At 72.2% G+C, this 24,951-nt stretch carries 17 protein-coding genes; 9 read left to right on the top strand and 8 right to left on the bottom strand.

Features of this window, described 5'->3' with window-relative positions; translation table 11 throughout:
* Positions 1 to 36 precede the first annotated feature (36 nt).
* The 3 genes from Q5722_RS02495 (at position 37) to Q5722_RS02485 (ending at position 5,111) form a co-directional block, all read left to right on the top strand.
* Positions 37 to 1,992: an acetoacetate--CoA ligase gene (locus tag Q5722_RS02495; protein ID WP_305026633.1), complete on the top strand. Its 1,956-nt coding sequence runs from the start codon at positions 37 to 39 to the stop codon at positions 1,990 to 1,992.
* Complete coding sequence (locus tag Q5722_RS02490; RefSeq protein ID WP_305026632.1) at positions 1,989 to 3,044, top strand: hypothetical protein; 1,056 nt, start codon at positions 1,989 to 1,991, stop codon at positions 3,042 to 3,044. The genes Q5722_RS02495 and Q5722_RS02490 overlap by 4 nt, the downstream gene beginning before the upstream one ends.
* Positions 3,045 to 3,203: 159 nt before the next feature.
* Entirely contained in the window at positions 3,204 to 5,111 is a 1,908-nt protein-coding gene (locus Q5722_RS02485) for a hypothetical protein (protein WP_305026631.1), read from the top strand.
* A 21-nt stretch (positions 5,112 to 5,132) separates the two neighbouring features.
* Here the strand turns inward: Q5722_RS02485 and Q5722_RS02480 are convergent, their stop codons facing one another.
* Positions 5,133 to 6,515 (bottom strand): sensor histidine kinase, encoded by a 1,383-nt coding sequence (locus Q5722_RS02480; RefSeq protein ID WP_305026630.1) that lies wholly within the window; start codon positions 6,513 to 6,515, stop codon positions 5,133 to 5,135.
* Positions 6,512 to 7,192, bottom strand: coding sequence for a response regulator transcription factor (locus Q5722_RS02475; RefSeq protein ID WP_305026629.1), 681 nt, complete (start codon positions 7,190 to 7,192; stop codon positions 6,512 to 6,514). Before Q5722_RS02475 ends, Q5722_RS02480 begins: the two co-directional genes overlap by 4 nt.
* Positions 7,193 to 7,259: 67 nt before the next feature.
* Between Q5722_RS02475 and Q5722_RS02470 the strand changes: the two genes are divergently transcribed.
* Positions 7,260 to 9,500: a polyprenol monophosphomannose synthase gene (locus tag Q5722_RS02470; RefSeq protein WP_305026628.1), complete on the top strand. Its 2,241-nt coding sequence runs from the start codon at positions 7,260 to 7,262 to the stop codon at positions 9,498 to 9,500.
* On the opposite strand, the gene Q5722_RS02465 is transcribed toward Q5722_RS02470, so the two are convergent.
* A complete protein-coding gene (locus tag Q5722_RS02465) occupies positions 9,484 to 9,930 on the bottom strand; it encodes an ester cyclase (RefSeq protein WP_305026627.1) in 447 nt (148 codons plus the stop codon). The genes Q5722_RS02470 and Q5722_RS02465 overlap by 17 nt on opposite strands.
* Positions 9,931 to 9,993: 63 nt before the next feature.
* On the opposite strand from Q5722_RS02465, the gene Q5722_RS02460 reads away from it, so the two are divergent.
* Positions 9,994 to 10,629, top strand: a complete 636-nt coding sequence (locus Q5722_RS02460) for a TetR/AcrR family transcriptional regulator (protein ID WP_305026626.1) — start codon at positions 9,994 to 9,996, stop codon at positions 10,627 to 10,629.
* A gap of 8 nt (positions 10,630 to 10,637) precedes the next feature.
* Here Q5722_RS02460 and Q5722_RS02455 read toward each other — a convergent pair whose 3' ends face one another.
* From Q5722_RS02455 to imuA', 4 genes are read right to left on the bottom strand one after another with little or no spacing between them, the layout of a single operon-like run.
* Complete coding sequence (locus tag Q5722_RS02455; RefSeq protein WP_305026625.1) at positions 10,638 to 10,841, bottom strand: PLD nuclease N-terminal domain-containing protein; 204 nt, start codon at positions 10,839 to 10,841, stop codon at positions 10,638 to 10,640.
* Positions 10,842 to 10,893: 52 nt separating this feature from the next.
* A complete protein-coding gene (locus Q5722_RS02450; protein WP_305026624.1) occupies positions 10,894 to 14,280 on the bottom strand; it encodes an error-prone DNA polymerase in 3,387 nt (1,128 codons plus the stop codon).
* Positions 14,281 to 14,293: 13 nt separating this feature from the next.
* A complete protein-coding gene (locus tag Q5722_RS02445; protein WP_305026623.1) occupies positions 14,294 to 15,919 on the bottom strand; it encodes a DNA polymerase Y family protein in 1,626 nt (541 codons plus the stop codon).
* The gene (gene imuA' / locus Q5722_RS02440) at positions 15,916 to 16,563 is read right to left on the bottom strand and encodes a DnaE2-dependent mutagenesis accessory factor ImuA' (protein ID WP_305026622.1); all 648 of its coding nucleotides are present in this window, start codon (positions 16,561 to 16,563) and stop codon (positions 15,916 to 15,918) included. Before imuA' ends, Q5722_RS02445 begins: the two co-directional genes overlap by 4 nt.
* Positions 16,564 to 16,709: 146 nt before the next feature.
* Between imuA' and Q5722_RS02435 the strand changes: the two genes are divergently transcribed.
* The gene (locus Q5722_RS02435; RefSeq protein ID WP_305026621.1) at positions 16,710 to 17,297 is read left to right on the top strand and encodes a TetR/AcrR family transcriptional regulator; all 588 of its coding nucleotides are present in this window, start codon (positions 16,710 to 16,712) and stop codon (positions 17,295 to 17,297) included.
* Between the two features lie 9 nt (positions 17,298 to 17,306).
* Positions 17,307 to 18,140, top strand: coding sequence for an SDR family oxidoreductase (locus Q5722_RS02430; RefSeq protein WP_305026620.1), 834 nt, complete (start codon positions 17,307 to 17,309; stop codon positions 18,138 to 18,140).
* Positions 18,141 to 18,213: 73 nt separating this feature from the next.
* Here Q5722_RS02430 and Q5722_RS02425 read toward each other — a convergent pair whose 3' ends face one another.
* Positions 18,214 to 21,285, bottom strand: coding sequence for a choice-of-anchor G family protein (locus Q5722_RS02425; RefSeq protein ID WP_305026619.1), 3,072 nt, complete (start codon positions 21,283 to 21,285; stop codon positions 18,214 to 18,216).
* A 243-nt stretch (positions 21,286 to 21,528) separates the two neighbouring features.
* Between Q5722_RS02425 and leuS the strand changes: the two genes are divergently transcribed.
* Positions 21,529 to 23,982, top strand: coding sequence for a leucine--tRNA ligase (gene leuS / locus Q5722_RS02420; protein WP_305026618.1), 2,454 nt, complete (start codon positions 21,529 to 21,531; stop codon positions 23,980 to 23,982).
* 21 nt (positions 23,983 to 24,003) lie between these two features.
* Positions 24,004 to 24,888: a DegV family protein gene (locus Q5722_RS02415; protein ID WP_305026617.1), complete on the top strand. Its 885-nt coding sequence runs from the start codon at positions 24,004 to 24,006 to the stop codon at positions 24,886 to 24,888.
* The last annotated feature ends 63 nt before the right edge of the window (positions 24,889 to 24,951 follow it).

Below are 24,951 nucleotides of genomic sequence, written 5' to 3'. Positions count from 1 at the left end.
AGCCACGAGCCGGCAGCGCATGACTAGATTGGCGGCGTGGATCGGGAAGCGCAGTGGACCCCTCCCGCGGACGCCTGGGAGACCAGCCGCCTCGGTGCCTTCGCCCGGCTCGCGCAGCGGCGCAGCGGGCTCGACCTGGTCGGCGACTACGCGGCGCTGTGGCGGTGGTCGGTCGAGGACCTCGACACCTTCTGGGCGACGGCGTGGGACTTCTTCGGGCTGCCCGCCCTGCCTCCCGGACAGCAGGTCCTGGCCGAGGACCGGATGCCCGGTGCGGTGTGGTTCCCCGGCGTGCGCCTCAACTTCGCCGGCGAGGTCTTCCGTGACCGCGACCCCGGGGGAGAGGCGCTGGTCGAGCTGGCGGAGGACGGCACCACGACCTCGCTGACCTGGGCCGAGCTGGAACGCCGGGTCGCCTCCGTCGCGGCCGGGCTGCGGGAGCTCGGTGTGGGGGAGGGCGACCGCGTCGTCGGCTACCTGCCCAACCGCTCCGAGGCGGTCGTCGCGCTCCTCGCGACCGCCAGCCTCGGCGCCGTCTGGGCGGTCTGCGGCCTGGACTACGCGCCCGCCGCAGCCGAGGCGCGCCTGGGCCAGCTCGAGCCGACGGTGCTGGTCGCAGCGACGTCCCAGCTCCTCGGCGGGGTGGTCCGCGACACCGGGGCCGAGGCTGCTGCCCTGGCTGCGGCGATCCCGGGCGTGACGACGGTGGTGGTCGGCGATGCGGCAGCCGTGCCCGGCGCGGTCGAGTGGGAGGACCTGCTGGCCACTCCGACGGCAGGCTTCCAGCCGGTCGAGGTCCCCTTCGACCACCCGCTCTGGGTGCTCTTCTCCTCCGGCACCACCGGCCGGCCCAAGGGCATCGTCCACGGCCACGGCGGCACCACCCTGGAGCAGCTGAAGATGGCGGCGCTTCACCTCGATCTCGGGCCGGGATCGCGCTTCCTCTGGTACACCTCGCCCAGCTGGATGATGTGGAACGTGCAGGTCGGTGCCCTCCTCGCGGGCGCGACCGTGGTCCTCGTCGAGGGCAGCCCGGCGCACCCGCGTCCCGACGAGCTCTGGCGGCACGCGGCCGCGCAGCGCGTGAGCGTGCTCGGCACCTCTCCGGCGTACGTCGGGGCGTGCCTGAAGGCGGGGGCCGACCTCGCGTCGCTCGACCTCGGCGCGCTGCGGACGGTGGGGATCACGGGGTCGACGTTCTCCCCGCAGGCGCACGCGCGACTGGCGGCGCAGCTGCCGGACCGGGTGCAGATCGGCTCGCTCAGCGGCGGCACCGACGTCGCCACGGCGGTCGTCGGGTGCGCGCCGGTGCTGCCGGTGTGGCCGGGTGAGCTGTCGGCGCCATGGCTCGGGGCGCCCGTGGACGCGTGGTCGGATGCGGGGGAGCCGGTGCGCGGCGTGCAGGGCGAGCTGGTGCTGACCCGGCCGATGCCCTCGATGCCGGTCTCGTTCTGGGCCGACCCCGACGGCTCGCGGCTCCGTGCGGCGTACTTCGAGTACTTCCCGGGCGCCTGGCGGCACGGCGACGCGATCACGATCACCGACCACGGCTCGGTGGTGATCCACGGCCGCTCCGACGCCACCCTCAACCGCAAGGGTGTCCGCATCGGCAGCGGCGACCTGTACGCGGTCGTCGAGGCGCTCTCGGAGGTCGCCGAGGCGATGGTGATCGGGCTCGAGGAGGGCGACGACTACTGGATGCCGCTCTTCGTCGTCACCACCGACCAGCAGCCGCTCGACGACGCACTGCGCGAGCGGATCCGCGACGCGATCGCCACGGGGCTGTCCCGACGCCACGTGCCCGACGAGCTGATCCAGGTCGAGGCGATCCCGCACACGCGCACCGGCAAGAAGCTGGAGGTCCCGGTCAAGCGGATCCTCGGTGGCCGCCGCCCCGAGGACGTCGCGGACCCCGACAGCGTCGACCGCCCCGACCTCCTCGGCTGGTACGCGGACCTTGCCGCGCGGCGCTCGGCTACCGTCGGCCCATGAAGGACCGCCTCGTCGCAGCTCTCGTGATCACCACGCTCTCCGCGGGCGCGCTCGCCGGGTGCGGTGAGGACACGACCCCCGCGCCGGCGACGAAGAAGGCGCTGGCCGCCGTGGCCGTCGACGACCTCGGCATCACACCGTCGTCGTACGGGCTGACCCCGAGCTGGTACTACCCGGCCCCGCTGCAGGTCGAGGTGCGCTGGCACCCGAAGGGGAGCCATGACGCCCACCGCCTCACGCTCGATGCCACGGCGGACGCGCCCGCTCGCGGCTGTCCCGCCGGTGAGGACGCGCCGCGGTGCGCCACCTGGCGGGTGAAGGGCGGGACCGCGGTGCTGACCTGGGAGACCGAGGCGCCCGAGGAGGATCCCGGACTCTTCCACCTGGCGTGGCAGCGCGGCGGCGAGCTCCGCGAGGCCGGCTACGCGGGCGCGGCCATCACCGGCGACCCGCGTGCGCAGGCGGGCCTGCCGGTCTCCGTCGACGACCTCCTCGGTGTCCTCACCGACAGCCGCTTCGGCGTCACCAGCACCCGGGCCATGGTGCACGCGGACCTCGCGAAGTGGCCCAAGGACGAGGCAGCCGGCGACGTCGTGCGGCAGACCCCCCAAGGCATGGCCGCGCGTCTCAACGAGCAGCTGGGTGCGCCGATGAGCGGGCAGGCGGCTGATGCGAGCCGCTACGGTGCGGGCGCCATCGGCGTCACGCTGCACTACCGCGACCGCGACCTCACCGTGGTGCAGGTCTCGGTCGGTGCGGTGAAGCAGCCGAGGTGCGCGGCGGGCTGGAGCTGTCAGCCGAGGAAGGGGGAGCCCGCGGTGGTGACCGGCTGGCGGCCCGGTGTCGCCACGGCCGTCTGGACCGACGTCGCCGGTGGCGTGACGGTGGTCGTCACGGAGCACGACCCCCGGATCACCCGGGATCCGCGCCCCCGCTGGGGCAATCCGGGGCGGCCCGGCAGCGACGTGGCGATGCTCGCGGGCTGGCGCAGCTGGTGGTCGGCGTACGAGCTGCGGCAGACGGCCGAGCAGCGGCCCGCCTGGTTCCGCTGAACCGCTCGCGCGCCACCCGTGCGGACCGCCGTGTGACATGTGTGACACCGTGTCACGGAGATCACATCGCTCCGGACTGACCGGTACGCCATGTAGCGGATACCTTCTGCGGGGCCGTGGACAACGGCCATCGGTTTGTACAACTGCAGGGAGGTCCGGGTGTCCCTCACCCTGGAAGCGACGACGGCCGCACCGGCCGGCGGAGCAGCAGCGAGCGAGATCCTCATCGCCGCCGGCATCGCCGCGGTCTACTTCGGCATCACCGGCTGGGTGCTGCTCCGGGAGCGGACCGGGCACCCGACGCTGATCGGCCGCGGAGCCGGCTGGCTCGGCGACAAGGTCGGCCTGCCGGTCTGGGCGGTGATCCCGACGTTCGGGCTCCTGCCGGTCTGGCTGCTCGCGGGCTTCGGCGTCTACTGGGACGTCCCGATCCACATGCAGAAGGGTCGCGACGCCGGCCCGCTCGCCAACCCGAGCCACTACCCGATCTTCCTCGTACTGCTCTTCCTCGCCTGCATGGGCGTCGGGATCATGGCGCTTGCCCGCAGCCCGCTGCCGAAGCACACGCTGAAGCTCGCGCCCGGCTGGAAGGTCCCGTTCAGTGCCGTGCTCCTGACGATCGCCGGCTTCATCGCGGTCTGCGGCTTCCCGGCCGACGACGCGTGGCACCGCATGTTCGGCCAGGACGTCACCGAGTGGGGACCGACCCACGTGATGATGATCGGCGGCGCGATCACCTCGCCGTTCTGCATGCCGCTGCTCTTCGCCGAGGCGCGCCAGGTCGGTGCGCGCTTCCTCGCAGGCACCAAGGGCCGGTGGCTCTTCGGCTACGCGTTCTCGATCTGCATGCTGCCGTTCGCGTTCCTCATGGAGTTCGACCTGGGCCTGCCGCAGTTCCCGGCGTCGACCGAGTTCATCATCTTCGGGTTCCTGATGACCTGGGTCTGCGTGGCCACGCGCATCTGGTTCGGCGGCGGTGGCGCGCTCTACACGCTCTTCTGGTGGTGGTTCGCACACGTCTTCCTGGTGCTGATCATCCTGCCGCTGCCCGGCATCCTCACGATCCGCTTCATGTCCGCCATTCCGGTCGCCGTCATCGTCGAGCTGGTCGCGCTGGCCTTCGGCGTACGACGCGGCGGCGCACGGCTCGTGCCCTTCGCCGTCGTCTCCGGACTGCTGGCCGGCTCGCTCGGACTCTGGCTGGAGTGGCTGTGGGCCGAGAAGTTCATGACGATCAAGATCAACGGCGACGCGCTGCCCTTCCTGCTGACCGTCGGCACGATCGCTGCGGTCGGCGGCGGCCTCTTCGCCCTGTGGCACGTGCGACGCACGCTGGACGTCGCCGGCGACGACCAGATGGAGGCGGCGGGCTTCACCATCGCCCCGACGTTCCGCCGCTACGGCCTCGCCGGCTTCGGCATCTTCGTCGTCCTCATGGCGATCTTCTCCCAGCCCAAGGCGGGGGAGCCGGTGCCGGTGACGGTCAGCTTCGACCACGTCACGGCCGGCCAGGAGGAGTGCCCCGGCACCGCCGAGCGCTGCGAGGCCTACGTCACCGTCACGTTCCCGGAAGAGGACCACGCGAAGGACGCGGTCTGGTTCACCGGCTACGCGTGGCAGGGCTGGCGCAAGGGCATCGCCGCCGCCGACGTTCCGAAGGACCCGATCGAGGGCGTCCCGGGTGTGGTGCGGACGAGGATGCTGCCGACGGGCGAGCCCGGCCAGTACCGCTCGGCCGACCCGATGCCGATGTACGGCGGCTGGAAGTCGATGATCCGCATCCACGAGGCGCCGCGGACGATGATGACGTGGGTCCTCTACATGCCCGACGACCCGGCGCTGAAGAGCGCGCGCGGACGGATGATCCACGTGACCGACGGGCAGACCGTCGAGAGCGCCTTCGAGCCGAAGATGCTGCAGCGCGAGCGCAAGGACTCCATCCCGGACTGGGTCTACGGCGTCGCGAACGACGTGGTGCTGAGCGGCTGGCTGCTCGTGCTGCTGCTCTTCGGCTGGTGCTACAACCGCGCCGCCGGCCAGCGTCGCGAGGGCACGCGCACCGCCTGATGTGCGCGGTGCTGCTGTCGGTCACGCGGCCGGCAGCAGCACCGTCACGCGCATGCGGTCCCCGTGCGCGCAGGGCACTGCCGCCGCGACGCCGTACGAGGCGTGGCCGCCCCCGCAGCACAGGCGGAGCTCTCCGCCGGCGCTGGTGACGAGCTGCTCGACCAGTGACAGGCCGAGTCCGGACCCGCGCCGTCCGCGTGCCTCCGGGGCCCTGGTGAAGCGCCCGGTGACGGTGTCGAGCAGGTCGGGGGAGAGGCCGGTCCCGGCGTCCTCGACGACCAGGCGGACGCGGTCGCCGACCCGGTCGACGGTGACCGTCACCGGGGGTGCCCCGTGCAGGGCGGCGTTGTCGAGCAGGTTGGTCAGGACCCGGCGCAGCCCGGGCTCGTCGAGCCCGGTCGCGGTGCTCCGCGCCGCGGCCGAGACCTGTACGCCGCCGCGTTCGCGGGCGACCTCGCGCGCGACGACGCCGACGTCGACCGTGTCGAGCGAGGACGTGGGCGTGGCCTGTTCGAGGAGGTCCTCGCTCAGCTGGGCGAGCCGCTCCACGTCGGCGCCGAGCTCGTCGAGCGCCCGCTCGTAGGCCTCGCGGTCGCGGGGGCGGCTGCGGGTCATCTGGATCCGTGCCTTGAGGAGGGTGAGCGGTGTCCGGAGCTCGTGGCTGGCGTCCTGGACGAACCGGCGTTCCCGCTCGAGGGCCTGCTCCTGAGCGGTCAACATGGCGTTGAGGGTGTGGCCCAGACGGGTCACCTCGTCATCGCGTCCGGCCGGCACGTCGAGCCGAAGCCCCTGCTGGCCGGCGGCGATCTCGGCGGCCCGCGCGCGGTAGCGCTCCACGGGGCGCAGGGCCGAGCGGGCGAGCAGGCCACCGATCAGGGTGGTCACGGCCAGTGACGCGAGCCCGGCGAGGACGAGCTGGACGAAGAGCTCCCGGAGGGCCTCGTCGCGGTGGTTGCGGCGGACGGCGACCAGCAGGAGAGGCCCGTCCTGGGTGAGCCGGTAGACCCGCACGCGGCGAGCCGGGGTGTCGCCACCGGGGAAGATCGACCCGACGTCGAAGGTGCGTGTGCCGGCGGCCGGCAGTCGGGATCCGCCGACCAGGGAGAGCACGGGGGCGCTGCCCCCGGCGTCCTCGACGATCGGCACGGCGTCGCGGGTGAGGCCGGGGCGCAGCACCTGCCAGTCCGCGCCGGTCGCCGCCGCACGCGCGTGGTCGAGCACGTGGCCGTTGTCGTCGACCAGGGGCCGGATCGCATCCGTCGCCTGCTTGAGCTCGGTGTCGAGCCCGCGGTCGAGGGCGTACTCCACGCGCTCGTAGACGAAGACCCCGGCTGCGGTCAGCAGCACGAACATCGCTGCGGCGAACCCGGCGATCAGCCGCACGTGGATCGGGAGGCGCCTCACGTCGGCAGCTCCGCCCGGAACCCGGCGCCGCGGACCGTGGTGATCGTGTCGGTGCCAAACGGCTTGTCGATCTTGGCGCGGATCCGGGCGAGGTGGACGTCCATCACGTTGCTGGCGATGTCGGTCTCGCCGTCCCAGACCCGGTCGAAGAGGTCGAAGCGCGAGACCACCTTGCCGGCGTTCGCCAGGAGCACGCGGAGGATGTCGAACTCGCGGACGGAGAGCTCGATCGGCGTGCCCCCGCGCGCGACGGTGCGGGCCTCGACGTCGAGGACCAGGTCGCCGAGCACGAGCACCTCGGGTTCGCTGACGGTGCTGCGGCGATGCAGTGCCCGCAGGCGGGCGAGGAGCTCGCCGAGGTCGAACGGCTTCGGCAGGTAGTCGTCGGCCCCGGCGTCGAGGCCGTCGATGCGGTCCGACACCGCACCGCGCGCGGTCAGCAGGAGCACCGGGGTGGTGACCCCGATCTCCCGGAGGCGTCGGCAGACGGTGACGCCGTCCATCTCGGGGAGCATCCAGTCCAGGAGCAGCACGTCGTAGGGCAGGCCGCCCGGAAGCGCGCGCCCGTAGGCCGAGCGGCCGTCGGCGACCAGCTCCGCGGACCAGCCGGCCTCGGCCAGTGCCTCGACGAGGAGGGGGCCGAGCCGCGGGTCGTCCTCGGCGATCAGGATCTGCATGGGTCCACTCTGCCGGGTCCGGAGGTCGTTCACGTTCCTGAAAGGTCGCGCTTCCTACGTTCGAGGCATGACCACGACGACCGCGCGCTCCCGGGGCCTCGCGACTCACTCCGCGGGGACCAGCCGCGCTGTCGTCGTGGTCCCCACCTACAACGAGTCCGAGTCGCTGCCGGTACTGCTCTCCGCCATCGCCGATGTCCGCACGTCGCTCCCCGAGGGCACCACCCTCGATGTGCTCGTCGTCGACGACGGCAGCCCCGACGGCACCGCTGACCTCGTGCGGCACCACCCGGCGTACGGCGTCTGGCTGGGGCTGCTCCCGCGGACCGCGAAGGACGGGCTCGGAGCCGCCTACCGGGCCGGTTTCGCGCGGGCTCTCGAGGACGGCTACGACCTGGTCGTCCAGATGGACGCCGACGGCTCGCACCCGGTCTCCGCGCTCCCGGCGATGCTCGCGGGCCTGGCCACGCACGACCTCGTCATCGGCTCGCGCTACGTGCGCGGGGGTCGCACGGAGAACTGGCCGCTGCGCCGCAGGGTGCTGTCGGCGGGTGCCAACACCTACGCCCGTTCCGTGCTGTGGCTGCGCACGAAGGACTCCACCGCGGGCTTCCGTGCCTGGCGCGCCGCCGCGCTGGACTCGGCGGGCGTGCTGCGCAGCAGTGCCGACGGGTATGGCTTCCAGGTGGAGAACACCTGGCGGTCCGAACGTGCCGGCCTGCGTGTCGCCGAGGAGCCGATCACCTTCGTAGAGCGGGTGGCCGGTGCGTCGAAGATGAGCCCTGCCGTCGCCCTCGAGGCGGTCACCCTGATCGCGCGGTGGCGTGCCGGGGAGCTCCGCGCGTGGGTGCGCCGGTACGCCCTCGTGGTGGGGCTCGTGCTGCTCGCAGGCCTCGTGCGCCTGCCGTTCCTGCACCGTCCGCTCACTCCGGACGAGGCGGGCTTCCTGACCGTCGCCGGACAGTGGCACCCCGGCTCGTCGCTGTACGGCGACTACTGGGTCGACCGGCCGCCGCTGCTGGTCGCGCTGTACCGGATCGCCGCGCTGCACGGGGGGACGGTGTCGCTGCGGCTTCTCGGTCTGCTGGTGGTGATGGTCTCGGTCGCCCTCGCGGCCGGGCTGGCGCGCCAGCTGACGCCGCGACGGCTCGGGCCCGTGGCGGCCGCGGCGACGGCGCTGCTGCTGCTCGATGCCTCCCTGTTCGGAGGCATGCAGGTCAACGGCGAGCTGCTCGCGGTGCCCTTCGTGCTGGCGGGGCTGTGCTGCCTGATCCGGGCCTCGCGCACGTGCGGGTCGCCGCTCTGGTGGGCCGGTGCGGGTGCCGCCGCGATGGCGGCGGCCCTGGTGAAGCAGAACGTCGTCGACGTCTTCGTCGTCGCCGGCGTCGTGATCGCCTGGCAGGCCGTACAGCGTTCGCGGTCCCACGCCCTCGCCGCCCTGGCAGCGCTGGTCGCAGGTGCGGCGGGCGTCCTCGGGTTCGTGCTGGGCATCGCCTGGCTGCACGGCACCTCGCCGGCAGGGATCTGGGACGCCGTCGTGACGTTCCGCCTGCAGGCGGCAGCCGTGATCGCCACCGAGGCGTCGCACCACACCGCGGAGCGGGCGCACGTGCTCGCGCTGGCCTGGCTGTGGAGCGGCGTTCCGGTCCTGCTGGCGGTCGCCGCGCTGCGGGGTGCGCGTGCGGGCCGCGCGGCGGGCCCGCCGCTGGGCTGGATGGCAGTCGGCCTGCTCGGCTGGGAGGCGTTCGGGGTGGTGGCTGGCGGGAGCTACTGGCTGCACTACCTGATCGGCACCGTGCCGGGCACGGTGCTGGTCGTCGCCCGCGGCGTCGCGCGCGCCCGGCGTACGCCCGTGGTCTCGTACGCCGCTGCCCTCGCCGTCGTCGCTGCCTCCGTCGCCCTCAGCACGGTGCACGCCGTGGAGCGTGGCGCCCACGAGCCGGCCGGTACGGCGGAGGTCGCCTCGTGGCTGGCCCAGCACGACCGGCCGGGAGACACCGGCCTGGTCGCCTACGGCCAGTCGCAGATCCTGCGGGAAGCCGGGCTGCGCAGTCCGTACAGCCACCTGTGGAGCCTGCCCGTGCGGGTGCGTGACCCGCGCCTGGAGGAGCTGCGCGACGTGCTGTCCGGCCCCGACCGCCCGACCTGGGTCGTGACCGGACGCTACGGCCTGACGTCGTGGGCGATCGACCCGTCGCTCGCAGCGCCCGTGCTGCGGGCCGGGTACGTCCAGGTGGCGCGGATCGGCGAGTGGCGGATCCTGCACCTGCGTGACGGATCGGGCGACAGGGTCACCGGGCTGGCGTGAGCACCGCGCTCAGGGCGGCGGGGTCCGGCGGGGCGATGGTGCCCAGCTGGATGCGGGCGCCGTACTCGTCGCGGACGCCCCAGTGCTCCGCCAGACGGTCGCCCTCGGTCCGGTAGACGTGCACCGTGGGCATCGCGTAGCTGCCGCCGGCTGCGCCCTCGCCGTGCACGGCGTCCACGCCGACGCCGTGCGCCGTGGCGCGGATGACGACCCGGTCCTCGGTCTCGAGGACGTCCTCGAGGTCGTAGCGGATCTGGAGGACGCCGGTCACGAAGCCGAGGATCATCCGGTAGCCCTCGGGGCCCGGGGGGAGCGGGAACGGCGAGCCGTGGTCGACGAAGTCGTCGGTGACGAGCTCGTCGAGCCGGGAGAGGTCGCGGTCGTTGATCGCGTCGAAGACGGCGAGGGCAGCGCTGCGGGCGGGGTTCATGGCGTAGTCTCCTGACTGGAACGTGATTCCATTGGAATTCCAATCTAAGCAAATGGAGGTGTCGTGGCAAGGGCCTACGACAACACCGGCCGTGCTGAGCGCGCCCTGGTGACCCGAGGGCAGATCCTCGACACCGCGCTCGGGCTGCTCCTCGACGGCGGCTACGCGGCGATGACGGTCGCCTCCCTCGCGGCAGCGGCAGGGGTCAGCCCGCAGACGGTGTACAACTCGGTCGGCGGCAAGCCGGCGGTGGTCAAGGCCGTCTACGACCGGCTGCTCGCCGGCGATGAGGCCGAGGTCGCGATGAGCGACCGGCCGGAGTTCCAGGCGCTGTTCGCCGCGACCGACCGGAGCGCGTTCGTGGCCGCCTATGCGGCCTGGGTGCGGGTGGTCCTCGAGCGGGTCGCGCCGCTGCTCGGCGCCCTGCTCGCTCACGGTGCCGACGCGTCGCTCGCGGACTTCGTGGCGACCATCGAGCGGGAGCGCTACACGGGGACGACGCAGGCGATGACGGGCCTCCGGACGCGGCTCGGCCTGCCCGAGCACGTGGTCGGTGAGCGCGGCTTCGCCCGGCTCGTGGATGCGGTGTGGGCGCTCAACGCGCCGGACGCCTACGACCGGCTCGTGCGTCGCTCGGGGTGGACCTCGTCCGAGTACGAGGCGTGGCTCACCGGCCAGCTCACGGTGCTGCTGACCTGAGCACGACGTCACTGCCGCCGGGTCGCCGGACGGCCGAGCGTGTACCAGCACAGGGCACCCACCGTGCTGCCGAGGAGCACGATGGCCAGCCACATCGGCTTCGCCGGGCCGCGCACGTCACGGTCGTCGGTGCGCACGAGGTCGACCAGGCACCAGGCCCAGAACGCCAGCGCGACCGTCACGATGGCGACGGGCAGGGGCGACGCTGTCACGGGGCCAGTGTCGTCCCGCCGGGGTGGCGCGGCAATCAGGCCCTGTTGACGGCTAGCGGAAGTCGCGTGACTTCGGTGATGCGCGGACGATCAGCTGCTCGCACCGGTCGGCGACGAGGTTGAGCACCCCGTCCTGGGTGTGCTGCAGGATCCCGCGTACGACGAGGGCCGCCGACGTCCGCGCCACCCGGCGGTAGCGCGCCCAGGCGCCGGGGGAGACGACCACGTTGAGCAGGCCCGTCTCGTCCTCGAGGTTGAGGAACGTGACGCCGCCGGCGGTGCCGGGTCGCTGGCGGTGCGTGACCAGGCCGGCGACCTCGATGCGGCGCCCCGACTCGATCGCGCCGACCTCGACGATCGGCACGACGCCCCGCTCGTCGAGCCCGGCCCGCAGGTGGCGCAGGGGATGGTCGCCCGGGGAGAGGCCGGTCGTGGCCAGGTCCTGCACGAGCTGCTCGGCCTCGGTCAGCATCGGCAGCAGGGGTGGCTGGTAGCTGAGACCGCCGAGGTCGAGCTGGCCCGGCGAGAGGGCGGAGGCCTCGCGGGAGGCCCAGAGGTCCTGGCGCCGGTGCTCGGAGAAGGCGCCCGCCATCGCCAGGGCCTCGAGCTGGGTCGTGGTCAGGTCCACCCGGCGGGCAAGGTCCGCCTGGTCGCGGAACGGACCGCCGGCATCGCGCGCGGCGACGATCCGCTGCGCCACCTCCACGCCGATCTGGGTGACGTCGGCCAGTCCGAGCCGCACGCCCCAGCCGAGGTCGCGGTGGTGGCTGGTCGTCGTGTCGGGAGCACGCCGGTCGAACTCGCCGACAGGAGGCTGCTCGAAGCTCAGGCACTCGGGACGGCCGTGGTGTCCGTCGTACGACGGGAGGCGCTCGAGCCCCGCGTGCACGCCCGACAGGTCGAGCGAGGGACCGAGCACCGTCACGCCGTGGCGACGGGCGTCGGCCGCGAGCGACTGGGGTGAGTAGAAGCCCATCGGCTGGGCGCGCAGCAACGACGCCAGGAACGCCGCCGGGTAGTGCAGCTTCATCCACGAGCTCGCGTAGACCAGCACCGAGAACGAGATCGAGTGCGACTCGGCGAAGCCGAAGTTGGCGAAGGCCTGGATCTTCTCGTAGATCTCCGCAGCCTTCTCCTCGGAGAGACCGTTGCTGCGCATGCCCGCGAAGAGCCGGTCCTTGAGAGCCTCGATCCGGACGACGCCCCGCTTGGACCCCATCGCGCGACGCAGCATGTCGGCATCGGCGTGGTCGCAGCCGCCCACCGCCACGGCCATCTGCATCAGCTGCTCCTGGAAGAGCGGGATGCCGAGCGTCCGCTCGAGGACGGGCTTCAGCAGCGGGTGGTCGTACTCCCACGGCTCACCCTGGCGGCGGCGCAGGTAGGGGTGCACCGCGCCGCCCTGGATCGGGCCGGGCCGGATCAGGGCGACCTCGATGACCAGGTCGTAGAAGCAGCGTGGCTTGAGCCGGGGGAGCGTGCCCATCTGGGCACGCGACTCGACCTGGAAGACACCGATCGAGTCGGCGCGGCAGAGCATGTCGTAGACCCCCTGCTCCTCGCGTGGCAGCGTCTCGATCGTCCAGTGCTCGCCGAGGTGCTCGGCGACCAGGTCGAAGGAGTACTGCAGGGCGGCGAGCATGCCGAGGCCCAGCAGGTCGAACTTCACCAGCCCCATCCACGCGCAGTCGTCCTTGTCCCACTGCAGGACGGTGCGCTTCTCCATGCGGGCCGGCTCGATCGGGCAGACCTCGCCGATCGGCCGGTCGGTCAGCACCATGCCGCCGGAATGGATGCCGAGGTGCCGCGGGAAGGTGAGCACCTCCTGTGCCAGGTCGACGACCTGCCGGGGGATGCTCGCGTCATCGACGGCGACGTGGCCCCAGGAGTCGATCGACTTCGACCAGGCGTCCTGCTGGCCGGGGGAGAAGCCGAGCGCCTTCGCCATGTCGCGCACGGCGTTCTTCGGGCGGTAGGTGATGACGTTGGCGACCTGCGCGGCATTGCGGCGGCCGTACTTCCCGTAGACGTACTGGATGATCTCCTCGCGCCGGTCGGAGTCGAAGTCGACGTCGATGTCGGGCTCCTCGTCGCGCAGGTGGGAGAGGAACCGCTCGAACGGCAGCCCGTAGAAGATCGAGTCGACCGACGTGATCTCGAGGACGTAGCAGAGCGCAGAGTTGGCCGCCGAGCCGCGCCCCTGGCAGAGGATCCCGCGGCGCCGGGCCTCCTGGACGATGTCGTGGACGATGAGGAAGTAGCCGGGGAAGTCCTTCAGCTCGATGACCGCGAGCTCCTTCTCCAGCCGCTCGCGGACCTCCTCGCCGTAGCCCGGGTAGCGCTTCTCCGCGCCCTCCCAGGCGAGCTCGCGCAGCCGCTCCATCGGCGTCTGGCCACCGGGCAGGTCGAGCCTCGGCAGGCCGGGCTTCGCCTTGCGGAGGGGGAACGCCAGGTCGTCGGCGATCTCCGCCGTGCGCTCGACCGCGCCCGGGTAGCGGCGGAACCGGCGCGCCATCTCGTCGCCGCTGCGCAGGTGGGCACCGTCGCCGCCGGGCAGCCAGCCGTCGAGCTCGTCGAGGCTGCGCCGGGCACGTACGGCGGCCAGGGCGGTCGCGAGCGGATGCCGCGCAGGCGTGGCGTAGTGAGCGCCGGTGGTGGCGACCGTGGGCAGGCCGAGCCGGGCGGCGACCCGCGCGAGGGCGTCGTTGTGGAGGGAGTCGAGCGGCTGCCCGTGGTCGAGCAGCTCGACCGCCACGCCGTCGCGGCCGAAGAGCTCCCGCAGCCGGGCCAGCTCACGCTCCGCGGCCCTCTCGCCTGCGGTGGCATCGGTGGCAGAGGTGAGGGCCCGTCGGACCGCGCCCTTGCGGCAGGCGGTGAGTGCCATGACCTTCCCCTGGGTGGACGAGGCCAGGCCGGCGAGGTCGTAGACGGGGCGCCCCTTCTCCGCGCCCATGGCGAGGTGCGCATCGGTGAGGGCGCCGGCGAGCCGGTGGTAACCGTCCTGGCCCCGGGCGAGGAGGACCAGGTGGTCGCCGACCGGATCAGCCACGCCCTGTTGGGGCGAGGGCAACCCGAGGGAGACCTCGACGCCGTAGATCGTCTGGAGGTCGGGGTAGGCCTCGGCGGCCTCGGCGAAACGGACCACGCCGTACATCCCGTCGTGGTCGGTGAGGGCGAGCCCGTGCAGGCCCAACCGTGCTGCCTCGATGACCAGCTCCTCCGGGGAGGAGGCACCATCGAGGAAGCTGTAGTGCGAGTGTGCGTGCAGCTCGGCGTAGCGCGTCGTCGAGACCACCTGCTCGACCACAGGGGCGCGGAACGGCTGGCGCTTGCGCGAGACCGGTGCCTCGTCGCGCCCGTTGACCGGAGGCTTGGCAGGGCGACCACTGTGGATCCGCTCCATCTCCTTCCAGGAGATAGGCGGGTTGCTCCAGCCCATTACTCCTGGCCCATCAGTCGTAGCGCCCTTCGACCGACCAGGGCTCGGCCTCGTCGGGGGAGAGCTGCTCGTAGAGCAGCAGCCAGGCCTGGTCGTGGTCGTCGACGAGCTGCACGCGGTCGACACGTCGGGTCTCGGACGGGTCCCACCAGCGCTGCCGGATCGGCCAGGGACCGGCCCAGGCGGTCACCCGTCGCAGGCCGTCGCCGAGGGGGCCCGGGTCGAGCCAGACCGGGTCGCTGGAGAGGTCGCCACGACTCCCGATGCGCACGAGTGCGCGTGCGGCGTCGAGGAGCCGCACCGGCACCGGCTCGTCGTAGACGAGGGTCGGTGCGAGCCCGGGCAGGCTGCCCGGCCAGGGCTGGTCGGCTTTGCGGGCAGCGGCCGTGGGGGCAGCCTCGCCCCACGGGCGCAGCTGGGTGCGCTCGGCGAGCAGCCGACCGCCGCCGATGGCCGCAGTCAGGACGCCGTCGTGGCCGAGGCGACCCTGCAGGCGGGTGGCGGTGTGGTGGATCCGGTCGGCCGGCCCGTCACGCCACAGCCCGCCTGCGTGGGCGGCCGCGTCGTCGAGGGCGAGCGGCGCGACCTCGACCCGGACGACAGCGCCGTGACGCGTGGTCGGGGCGGTCAGTGCGGAGGCGGCCGCCCCCTGGAGCTGCCACCGGATCCGGTCGACGACCTCGGTCGAGCTGAAGTGGCGGGGATGGGTCCAGACCTGGTCGCTGTGGGCCCGCCCGGTGTCGTCATCGTCGGTGAAGACGCTCACCTGGACCTGCGAGCAGACCAGCTGCCGAGCGGTCAGGGTGGCGATGAACTCCTCCGCCATCGTGCGGCAGCCGAACGCGACCTGGTCGACCCGCTCGAGCCCGGGCTCGAAGACGACGTGGCGGGTCAGGTCGGGAGGAGCGGCAGCGGCGCGCACCGGCGCCACCTCACGGCCGCGGGCCAGGTCGTGGGCCTGCATGCCCGGCACGCCGAACCGGGCCCGCACCGAGGAGCCGGGCAGGGCGGCGAAGTCGCCCAGGGTGGTCAGCCCGAGGCGCTTGAGCAGTGTCACGAGCTCGGGTCCTGCGCCGGGGAGGTTGGCCAGGACGTCGAGCGGCAGCGCGGCGAGGAACGCCGCTGACGCACCGGTCGGCACGACCCGGAGGGGCACGGCGGCTGTCGTCGCCTGCGCGGCGAGCTCGGCGGCGTGGATGCCGTCGGCGATGCCGATGCGGACGTCGACCAGCCCGGCGACGCCCCGCACCTGGTCGGCCAGCGCCCGGGCCGCGACCTGCTCGCCCCCGTAGTAGCGGGCCGCCCCCGCGACGTGGACGGCGACGAGCCCGGGCCGGCGCACGTCGACGCCGGGGATGACCTCGTCGACGGCCCGGACGACCGGCTCGAAAGCACGCGCGTCACGCAGAGGGTCGTGGGGGAGCAGGGTGATGCCGGGGCACCGCGCCTGTGCCTCGCGCATCCGCAGCCCGACGGTCACGCCCTCGGCGTCGGCGGCCGCCGAGCGGGCGACGACCCTGCCCTTCTCCAGGAGGGCGAGTGCCACGTCAGGGTCGAGCCCGTGCCCGGTGCGGGTGGCCAGCAGCGACCAGTCGGGGCACCAGAGGGCCAGGCTGCGCCGGACCTCCGGGGGCGTCATGACACCTCCAGGTGGTGGCGGGAGGTGCGGCCGGTGCGCTGGCGGACCTCGACGGCGAGCCTGCGCTGCAGCAGGCAGCCATGACCGGAGCCCAGCCCGCGCCAGCCGGCGGGGGAGGCATGCAGGGTCGCCTGCAGGGCCGGCCAGGTCGAGGGCGGCTCCTCGGTCAGGAGCAGGGTGCAGCCGCGCTCGCGCAGGCGTGCGGTCAGGCGGGCGGCCTCCGTCGGCACGAGGCGGACCGGTCGGGCCAGCACGACCGGGACGATCTCGGCCAGCGCGGCGACCACGGTCGCCCACTGCTCGCCCGGAGCCGGGACGACGAGCGTGCGGTCGAGGTCGAGACCCATCCGGGAGGCCACCTCGAGGCCGAGGTCGGGCAGGCCGACGACGGCGCTCCAGGCGCCCTGCGAGCAGGCCTCGGCGAGCAGCATCAGGGCCAGGGTCAGCGAGCCCGTCGCGGCATAGGTCGCCCCGGCCCGGAGCCCGCCCGGGAGCGCGGCCCGCAGCGCCTCGGGCACCCCGAAGCCGATCACGTCGCCGGGCGACTCGGACCCCTCGAGGCGCCGGATCCGGGCGCGCAGGGCGGCCAGGTCGGGGACCCGGGAGGTGCCCGGCTCGGGGGCCAGATCGAGGGCTGCTGTCACTCCTCCATGTTCGAACAGATGTTCGAACATGTCAATCGGGGAAGGGGTTCTGTGGCGGTCCGGAGGAATGCTCCCATTCCCCGGCGGAGTGGCCCGTCGCGCCGTTAGATTTGTCCGACTTCGGGGATTCAAGGGGTGGTGGCCGCATGACCGTTGCGCGCGTCGGCGACCGCCGCACGCACCTCGCCCAGTCGGCGCTGGAGGTGCTCAGCGAGAGCGGCTACGCCAACACCGGCATCCGCGACATCGCCCAGCGCTCGTCGTACTCGCACGGGGTCCTGCACTACTACTTCAAGGACAAGTCGAGCCTCATCCTGGAGGCGGTCCGGCTCTTCAAGACCGCCTGCGTCGAGCGCTACGACGCAGCGCTCGAGGGTGTCACCACGGCGGCCGGCGTGCTCGCCGCGTTCGAGGACCGGCTGGTCGACTCGCTCCTGACCGACGGCCGCCTCCACCGCCTCTGGTACGACGTCCGCACGCAGGGGTGGTTCGGCTCCGTCGACGGGGCCGCGCTCGCCGAGATCGACGCCCTCATCGAGGCCATGGTGGTCCGCGTGCTCGACACCTACGCCCGCCTCTCCGGCCGGCGCCTCCGGGTCGAGGCGGCCACGGCGTACGCCCTCGTCGACGGGCTCTTCCAGCGTGCGCTGCAGGAGCACTTCCAGGGCGACGAGAACGCCTCGCGCGCCCTGGTCCTGCGCCTGCGTGAGGCGATGCCGCTCCTGCTCGCCTAGAGTCCGCCCATGCCCACCGTTCTCGTCACCGGCGCCTCGCGCGGCATCGGCCGCACCACGTCCCTCCGTCTCGCCGCTGCCGGCTGGGACGTCCTCGCCGGCGTCCGGCGGGAGGAGGACGGCGCCGAGCTCGCCGCCCTCGACTCCCGCATCACCCCGGTCCTCCTCGACATCACCGACGCGGCCCAGATCGCCCGCGTGGCCGCCGAGGTGACCACGCTCGACGCCCTGGTCAACAACGCCGGCGTCGCGAAGCTCGGCCCCCTCGAGGGCCTCCCTGTCGAGACCCTGCGCGAGCAGATGGAGATCAACCTGATCGGCCACCTCGCGGTCACCCAGGCCCTGCTCCCGCAGCTGCGCGCCTCCCGCGGCCGGATCGTCTTCACGTCCTCGCTCAGCGGTCGCGTCGCCACCCCGCTGACCGGTGCCTACAACGCCTCGAAGTTCGCGCTCGAGGGTGCCGCCGATGCGCTGCGCATGGAGCTGCGTTCGTGGGGGATCCGGGTCTCCCTGGTCGAGCCCGCGCAGGTCTCGACCGACATCTGGCACAACGCCGACGCCGACCTGGACGCGGCCATCGCCAGCATGTCGCCGGCCGCGCAGGAGCTCTACCGCCCGCACCTGGCCGGATTCCGCAGGATGATCCCGCTCTCGCAGAAGCTCGCCGTCCCCGCGGACAAGGTCGCCCGCGCCATCGAGAAGGCGATCACGTCGCGCAGCCCCCGCGCCCGCTACGTCGTCGGCCTCGGTCCCAAGGCCCAGGTCGCCCTCAGCGGCACGACGCCCACGCCGGTGCTCGACGCCGTGCTGCGCAAGGCGACCGGCGTGCCCGCGAAGGCCTGAGGCCCCAGCCTCCCGCAGCGGACAGCCGACGGGGCCGCCTCCGGGAGGAGGCGGCCCCGTCGTCGTTCGTTCGTCAGCAGCCCAGGTGGAGCCGGGTGTTGGCGAAGTTGATCCGCGGTCCCGCCTGCGGACGGAGGACCGCCACGCTCAGTGCAGAGAGGTCCATCGAGCCGGTGCTGCCGTCGGCGCAGGTGCCCTTCTGCTGGTGGTTGACCTGGATCGAGAAGCCCTTGTCGACGATCTGGAGGACCGGGTCGAGGGCCTTGCGGATCGGGATCGTGATGAGCCCGGTCTTGATGTCGTCGATCGCGAGGGCGAAGACCTGGTGACCGGCGTCGCTGGTCACGTAGTCGTGCAGGACCGTGGCGAGCTTCGTGACGGTCGGGCCTGCCAGGGTGATCGCGGCGGCCAGCGTCTTGCAGAGCAGCGGTCCCGTGATGCCGACTGCGGTGCAGGTCGGCGCGGTGGGCGTCCCCATCAGGTTGACGCTCCACGTCGCCGTGGCGCTCTGGCCGGGCACCGGTTCCAGCGTCGCGGTGAGGTCGACCGTCACGCTGGCGAGCGAACCCTCGATTGCCTTGATCACGACGGTGTAGACCTCCTCCATGAGGTCGTGGACCGTCTCGGCGATCATCGGGTAGATCTCGTCGTCGATCAGCTCGGTGTTCGGGTTCTGCGAGTTCAGGCCGGTCGGGTCGCCCGGACGGTTGACCTGGGGCGCGAGGAGGGGACCGTCGATCGTCTCCTCGCCGTGCAGGGCCTGGTCGAGGTGCACCGTGACCTTGCCGGTGGAGAAGTCGACCGTGAGGACGTGGTTCTTCGTGGTGAGCGGCTGCGCCACGATCGCCTTGAAGATGCTGTCCTGCATGTGCGACCGGACCCGGGCCGTGACCTTGGTGCCGACCGGCAGGGCGTTGGTCAGGGCGGTCAGGTCGAGCAGCGGGTTCAGCGTGTTCTCGACCGCACGGTCGACCTGGCCGGCGCCGTCGTAGATCGACGACGCAGCGCTGGCGACCAACGGGGAGTGCATGTCGAGGTCGGCCTGACCGATGCGGTAGCGACCGGGGCCGCCGACGCCGTCAGGATCGAGGAGCTGTCCCTTGACGGCCTGGAGCTCGGAGCCGCTGACGCCGAGCTTGAGCAGGAGCTGGTCGACCGCGAGGTCGGTCACTCCGTCCATGCCGGCCTTGCGCATGATCGACAGCATGTCGATCGACGCCGGGGCGGGCGTGGAGCCGTCGGTGTTGTCGAGCGACACCGACCCGTCGGCTCCAACCAGCCCGGTGACGGCACGTGCGTCCTGCGGGCTGGTCGCGGTCGACTCCGAGAGCAGGGCCGCGAGCTGGCCGAAGTCGATGACCTGGTCGAGCGGGACCTGGGCGCCGCCCAGGCTGATCGTGCGGTTGCCGAGGACGCTGGCATTGACGCCGCTGCGGTTCGGGCCCGGGTTGCTCGGGGCGTCGGCCTCCGAGTAGGCGGCGTCGGCGAGGTTGCGGGCGCCGCCTGCGATCTCGAGGACGGTGGCCGAGGCCTCCGGGCTGCACGCGTCGACCTTGGTGCCGGCGTTGCCGAGGTTGATGGTCGCCACGTTCTGGGAGCGGAGGACGGCGAGGCTCAGTGCGGAGACGCGGAGCTTGCTGACGCCCTTGCTGCCGTCAGGCCGCAGGCAGGTGTCGGAGTCCTGGTGGTTGACCTGGAGCGACACGACCTTCGCGAGGACGTCGAAGAAGGGTGCCAGTGCGTTGCGGACCGGGACGGTGATGAGCCCGGTCTTGATGTCGTCGACGGCCAGGCGGAACAGCTGGTCGGCGTTGTCGGCCGTCCAGTAGTCGCGGATCGGCTGGAAGGCGCTGCTCCAGCCGTACGCCTGCTCGATCGCCCCGACCCCCTCGCAGAACGCTGCGCCCTGCGGCCCCGTGCTCGTGCAGGCCTGGCGGGAGAGGTCACCCTTGAGGTTGGTGGTCCACGTGGCCACTGCACCATCCGTGGGCGTCGGCTGGTAGGTGGCCGTCCAGTCGACGGTGGAGCTGTCGACGGCGCCGAGCACCACGCCCACGGCGATCGAGTAGACCTCGTCCATCAGGTCGTGGATCGACTCGGCGACCATCGGGTAGAGCTCGTCGTCGACCAGCTCGGTGTTCGGGTTCTGCGAGTTGAGGCCGGTCGGGTCGCCGGGCCGGACGTCCTGGGCGGGCAGCAGGGGACCGTCGACGGTCTCCTGGCCGTGCAGGGCCTGGTCGAGGTGCACGGTCATCGTGCCCGTGGAGAAGTCGACGGTGATGATGTGGTTCCGGGTCGTGATCGGCTTCGCCAGGATCGCCCGGAAGATCTTGTCCTGCAGGTCGGCGTGGACGCGGGCGTCGACCGTCGTCCCGGTCGGGAACCTGCTCGCCACGGCGCCCTTGTCGAGCAGGGAGTTGATCTTGTCCTCGGTCGCCGCCTGCATGCGGCCGGCGGCGTCGTACAGCGTCGCCGCCGCCCCCTTGATCGCCGGGGAGCCGAGGTCGAGATCGGCCTGCGCGACGCGGTAGCGACCCGCGCCGCCGACGCCGTCGGGGTCGAGGAACCGGCCGTTGCGGGCGGTTAGCTCCGCACCTCCGATGCCGAGCTCGAAGTCGGCGCGGGAGACGAGGCTGTTCGTGAGGCCGGAGACGCCGGCCTTCCTGAGCACGGACAGCAGGTCGACGGTGACGGGGGAGAAGCCGCCGTCGGTGCGGTCGAGGGTGATCGACCCGTCGCTCGACAGGGCGCCCGAGATCGCGTGGTTGTCCCACGGGCTGGTGGCCGTGGACTCGGAGTAGAGGGCTCCGGCCTGGCCGAAGTCGATGACGTCGCTGAGGGGAACGTCGACCCCCGCGATCCTGATGACGGCCCCTGCGGCGCTCGCGTTGAGCTGGCTGCGGTTGGGGCCGGGGTTGGTGGACGGTGACGCCTCCGACCAGGCCATGCCGGCGATCGGTGTGGTCCCGAGATAGCCCTCGAGGACACTGGCAGACGCGCTGCCGGGCTCGGTGCTGGTGCCCGCGGCCGTCGCCGGCAGTGCCGGGACGGCGACGGCGAGGGTGGCGGCCGCTGTCACGGCCAGCCCCTTCCGCCAGGACGTGGCGCTCGTCGAGCGACGCGCCGTTGCAGACAGATCGAACATGCTCTCCCCTTCGCTTTGAAAGACCCCATGTGATGCAAAGCAAGGGCAGGGAGGGGAGCCCGAGAAAGCCCCGCCGTGACCTGGGACACACTCAAGGTCTAGACCGGGACTGCTGTCAACCCCTACTTCCCAGTAGGGGTCGGTGTCGCCCGGTGGTGACCAGGTGTCGCCTGCGCGGGGCACGTGTGTCACCCGCGCATGCGCCGCGGCCACAACGGTGCTGCTCCGGTAGGATCGCCCGTCGTGTCGACACCTGCGCAGAGCCCCGAGAACACCTCCGTCAACGAGTCCGCCCCGGACGCCGCGACGTACGACGTGGAGGCCGTGCAGGCGAAGTGGCTCGAGCGCTGGGACGGCCTCGACCTCTTCCGTGCCGACGACGCCGTCGCGCTGGCTGGCGAGAAGCCGACCTACTACGCGCTGACGATGTTCCCGTACCCCTCCGGCGACCTGCACATGGGCCACGCCGAGGTGATGGCGCTGCACGACGTCGTCGCGCGCTACAAGAAGTTCCGCGGTTTCGAGGTGCTCAACCCGATGGGCTGGGACTCCTTCGGCCTGCCGGCGGAGAACGCCGCCATCAAGCGTGACGAGCACCCCTCGACGTACACCTACGCGAACATCGAGACGCAGTACGAGTCGTTCAGGAAGTACGGCCTCGCCTTCGACTGGTCCCGCCGCCTCCACACCTCCGACCCGGAGTACTACAAGTGGACGCAGTGGCTCTTCCTCAAGCTGCGCGAGCAGGGCCTGGCCTATCGCAAGAACTCCCCGGTCAACTGGTGCCCCAACGACCAGACCGTGCTCGCCAACGAGCAGGTCCTGGCCGACGGCACCTGCGAGCGCTGCGGCGCCGAGGTGACCAAGAAGGAGCTCACGCAGTGGTACTTCAAGACCACGCAGTACGCGCAGGAGCTGCTCGACTGCCTCGACGGCATGCAGGACACCTGGATCGCCAAGGTGGTCAACGCCCAGCGCAACTGGATCGGCCGCTCCGAGGGTGCGCACGTGACGTTCGAGGTGGCCGGCCACGAGCCGATCACCGTCTTCACCACGCGTCCTGACACGCTGCCCGGCGCGACCTTCATGGTCGTCGCCGCAGACGCCAAGCTCGCTGCCTCGCTGGTTTCCGACGAGCAGCGGCCGGCCCTCGAGGCCTACCTCGACGAGGTCAAGAAGGCCTCCGACATCGACCGTCTCGCGACCGACCGCCCGAAGACGGGTGTCGACCTGGGTGTCACCGCGACCAACCCCCTGACCGGCGAGCAGATCCCGGTCTGGGCCTCCGACTACGTGCTGGCCGACTACGGCACCGGCGCGATCATGGCCGTGCCGGCCCACGACGAGCGCGACCGCGAGTTCGCGGAGAAGTTCGGCCTGCCGGTCGTCGAGGTCTACTCCGAGGACCAGCCCTACGACAAGGCCGCCGAGATCTCCGCGGCGATCGCGAAGATCGAGGAGAGCGGCCACGGCCAGGGCACGGTCAACTACCGCCTGCGCGACTGGCTGCTCTCGCGCCAGCGCTACTGGGGCGCGCCCATCCCGATCATCCACTGCCCGGTCGACGGCGAGGTCGCCGTCCCCGAGGACCAGCTGCCGGTCCGCCTGCCCGAGCTCAAGGGAGCCGACCTCAAGCCGAAGGGCACCTCGCCGCTCGGCGCCGCCCGCGAGTGGGTCGAGGTGGCCTGTCCGGTCTGTGGCGGTCCGGCCGAGCGCGACACCGACACGATGGACACCTTCGTCGACTCGTCGTGGTACTTCTTCCGCTACCTGTCACCCAACGACGACACCCAGGCCTTCGACCCGGCGCTCGCCGAGGCATGGGGCCCGGTCGACTTCTACCTCGGTGGCGACGAGCACGCGGTGCTCCACCTGCTCTACGCGCGCTTCTTCACCAAGGCGCTGCGCGACATGGGGCTGATCACCTGGGACGAGCCGTTCACGTCGTACCTCTCGCAGGGCAAGGTGATCAACAACGGCAAGAAGATGTCGAAGTCGCTCGGCAACGGCATCAACCTCGGCGAGCAGATCGAGAAGTTCGGCGTCGACGCCGTGCGCCTCACGCTGGTCTTCGCGTCCCCGCCGGAGGACAACATCGACTGGGCAGACGTGTCGCCCGAGGCATCGCTGAAGTTCATCAAGCGCGCCTGGCGCCTCGCCGGCGACGTCACCTCGGAGCCGGGCACCGACCCGACCGGTGGTGACGTCCCGCTGCGACGGGTCACCCACAAGACCGTCCACGAGTGCGCCGACCTGCTCGAGCGCCACCGCTTCAACGTCGTCGTCGCGCGCACGATGGAGCTGGTCAACGCCACCCGCAAGGCGATCGACAACCCGGAGGTCGGCCCGGCCGACCCGGCCGTGCGCGAGGCCGTCGAGACCGTCGCGATCCTGCTCTCCCTCGTGACGCCGTACGCCGCGGAGGAGATGTGGGAGCTGCTCGGCCACGCGCCGTCGGTGGCCCAGGCCGCCTGGCCGACCGTGGACGAGACGCTGCTGGTCGACGACACCGTGACCGCGGTCGTGCAGATCCAGGGCAAGGTCAGGGGCCGTCTCGAGGTGTCCCCGTCGATCTCCGAGGCCGACCTGGAGGCCGCTGCGCTGGCCGACGCCAACGTGCAGCGTGCGCTCGAGGGCAAGACGGTCCGCAAGGTGATCGTCCGCGCGCCGAAGCTCGTCAACATCGTCGCCGGCTGACGCCGGGTCTATCGTCAGGGCATGGCCAAGGCTCAGGAGCGGCGCATCGCGCTGGTGACCGACTCGACGGCGTCGCTGACGCCGTCGGAGGCCTCCGAGCTGGGCGTCGTCGTCGTGCCGGTGCAGGTGATCATCGGCGCGACCGTGTACGACGACGGCATGGCGACGCCCGACATGGTCGCGACCGCGCTGAAGGAGTGGACGCCGGTCTCGACGTCCCGACCCAACCCGGCGACCTTCGTCGAGGCCTACGAGAAGGCGGCTGCGGCCGGGGCGACGGAGGTGCTGTCGATCCACCTCTCCGGTGAGCTGAGCGGCACGGTCGAGTCCGCGCGGCTGGCGGCGCGCGAGGTGTCGGCCCGGGGCATCAAGGTGACCGTCCTGGACAGCGAGCAGTCGGCCTTCGCGCTGGGCTACGCGGTGCGTGCGGCCGCCGAGGTCGTCGCGGCCGGTGGGTCGGTGCGCAAGGCGGTCAACGCCGCGAAGCGGAGCATCGAGGGGTCCCAGACGATCTTCTACGTCGACACCCTCGAGTACCTGCGCCGTGGCGGCCGGGTGAGCGCCGTCGGTGCCTTCCTCGGAGGGGCGCTGGCGGTGAAGCCGCTGCTGCGTTTCCACGAGGGCAGGATCGAGTCGTTCGAGAAGGTGCGCACGGCGGGCAAGGCGCTCGCACGCGTGGAGGAGCTCGCGGTCTCCCATGCGCACGCCCTCGGCGAGGACGTGCGCGTCCACGTGACGGTCGGTCACCTCGCGAGTCCGGACCGGGCCAAGGTGCTCGCGGAGAAGATCGCCCACCGGCTCGGTGACCAGCTCGCCGACGAGGTCCATGTCGGTGAGCTCGGTGCCGTCCTCGGCGCCCACGTCGGCCCGGGCATGATCGCCGCGGTCGTCGTCCCCGCTTCCTGACCTTCTCCACAGGTCCGGCCGTCGCCGGTTGGTGGTGGCCGGTGCGCTGCCTAGCGTGCCTCG

The organism is Nocardioides jiangxiensis (assembly GCF_030580915.1).
Taxonomy (GTDB): Bacteria; Actinomycetota; Actinomycetes; order Propionibacteriales; family Nocardioidaceae; genus Nocardioides; species Nocardioides jiangxiensis.
Note: the sequence above shows the minus strand (reverse complement) of the source record. Positions and strands in the feature narration are given on the sequence as shown.

What these genes read in the sequence shown, in the direction of transcription:
- Q5722_RS02465 (WP_305026627.1), bottom strand. Translation starts at nt 9,930, where the DNA reads ATGAACCCCGCCCGCAGCGCTGCCCTCGCCGTCTTCGACGCGATCAAC.
- Q5722_RS02425 (WP_305026619.1), bottom strand. Translation starts at nt 21,285, where the DNA reads ATGTTCGATCTGTCTGCAACGGCGCGTCGCTCGACGAGCGCCACGTCC.
- Q5722_RS02475 (WP_305026629.1), bottom strand. Translation starts at nt 7,192, where the DNA reads ATGCAGATCCTGATCGCCGAGGACGACCCGCGGCTCGGCCCCCTCCTC.
- Q5722_RS02415 (WP_305026617.1), top strand. Translation starts at nt 24,004, where the DNA reads ATGGCCAAGGCTCAGGAGCGGCGCATCGCGCTGGTGACCGACTCGACG.
- Q5722_RS02430 (WP_305026620.1), top strand. Translation starts at nt 17,307, where the DNA reads ATGCCCACCGTTCTCGTCACCGGCGCCTCGCGCGGCATCGGCCGCACC.
- Q5722_RS02470 (WP_305026628.1), top strand. Translation starts at nt 7,260, where the DNA reads ATGACCACGACGACCGCGCGCTCCCGGGGCCTCGCGACTCACTCCGCG.
- Q5722_RS02490 (WP_305026632.1), top strand. Translation starts at nt 1,989, where the DNA reads ATGAAGGACCGCCTCGTCGCAGCTCTCGTGATCACCACGCTCTCCGCG.
- Q5722_RS02435 (WP_305026621.1), top strand. Translation starts at nt 16,710, where the DNA reads ATGACCGTTGCGCGCGTCGGCGACCGCCGCACGCACCTCGCCCAGTCG.
- Q5722_RS02450 (WP_305026624.1), bottom strand. Translation starts at nt 14,280, where the DNA reads ATGGGCTGGAGCAACCCGCCTATCTCCTGGAAGGAGATGGAGCGGATC.
- Q5722_RS02445 (WP_305026623.1), bottom strand. Translation starts at nt 15,919, where the DNA reads ATGACGCCCCCGGAGGTCCGGCGCAGCCTGGCCCTCTGGTGCCCCGAC.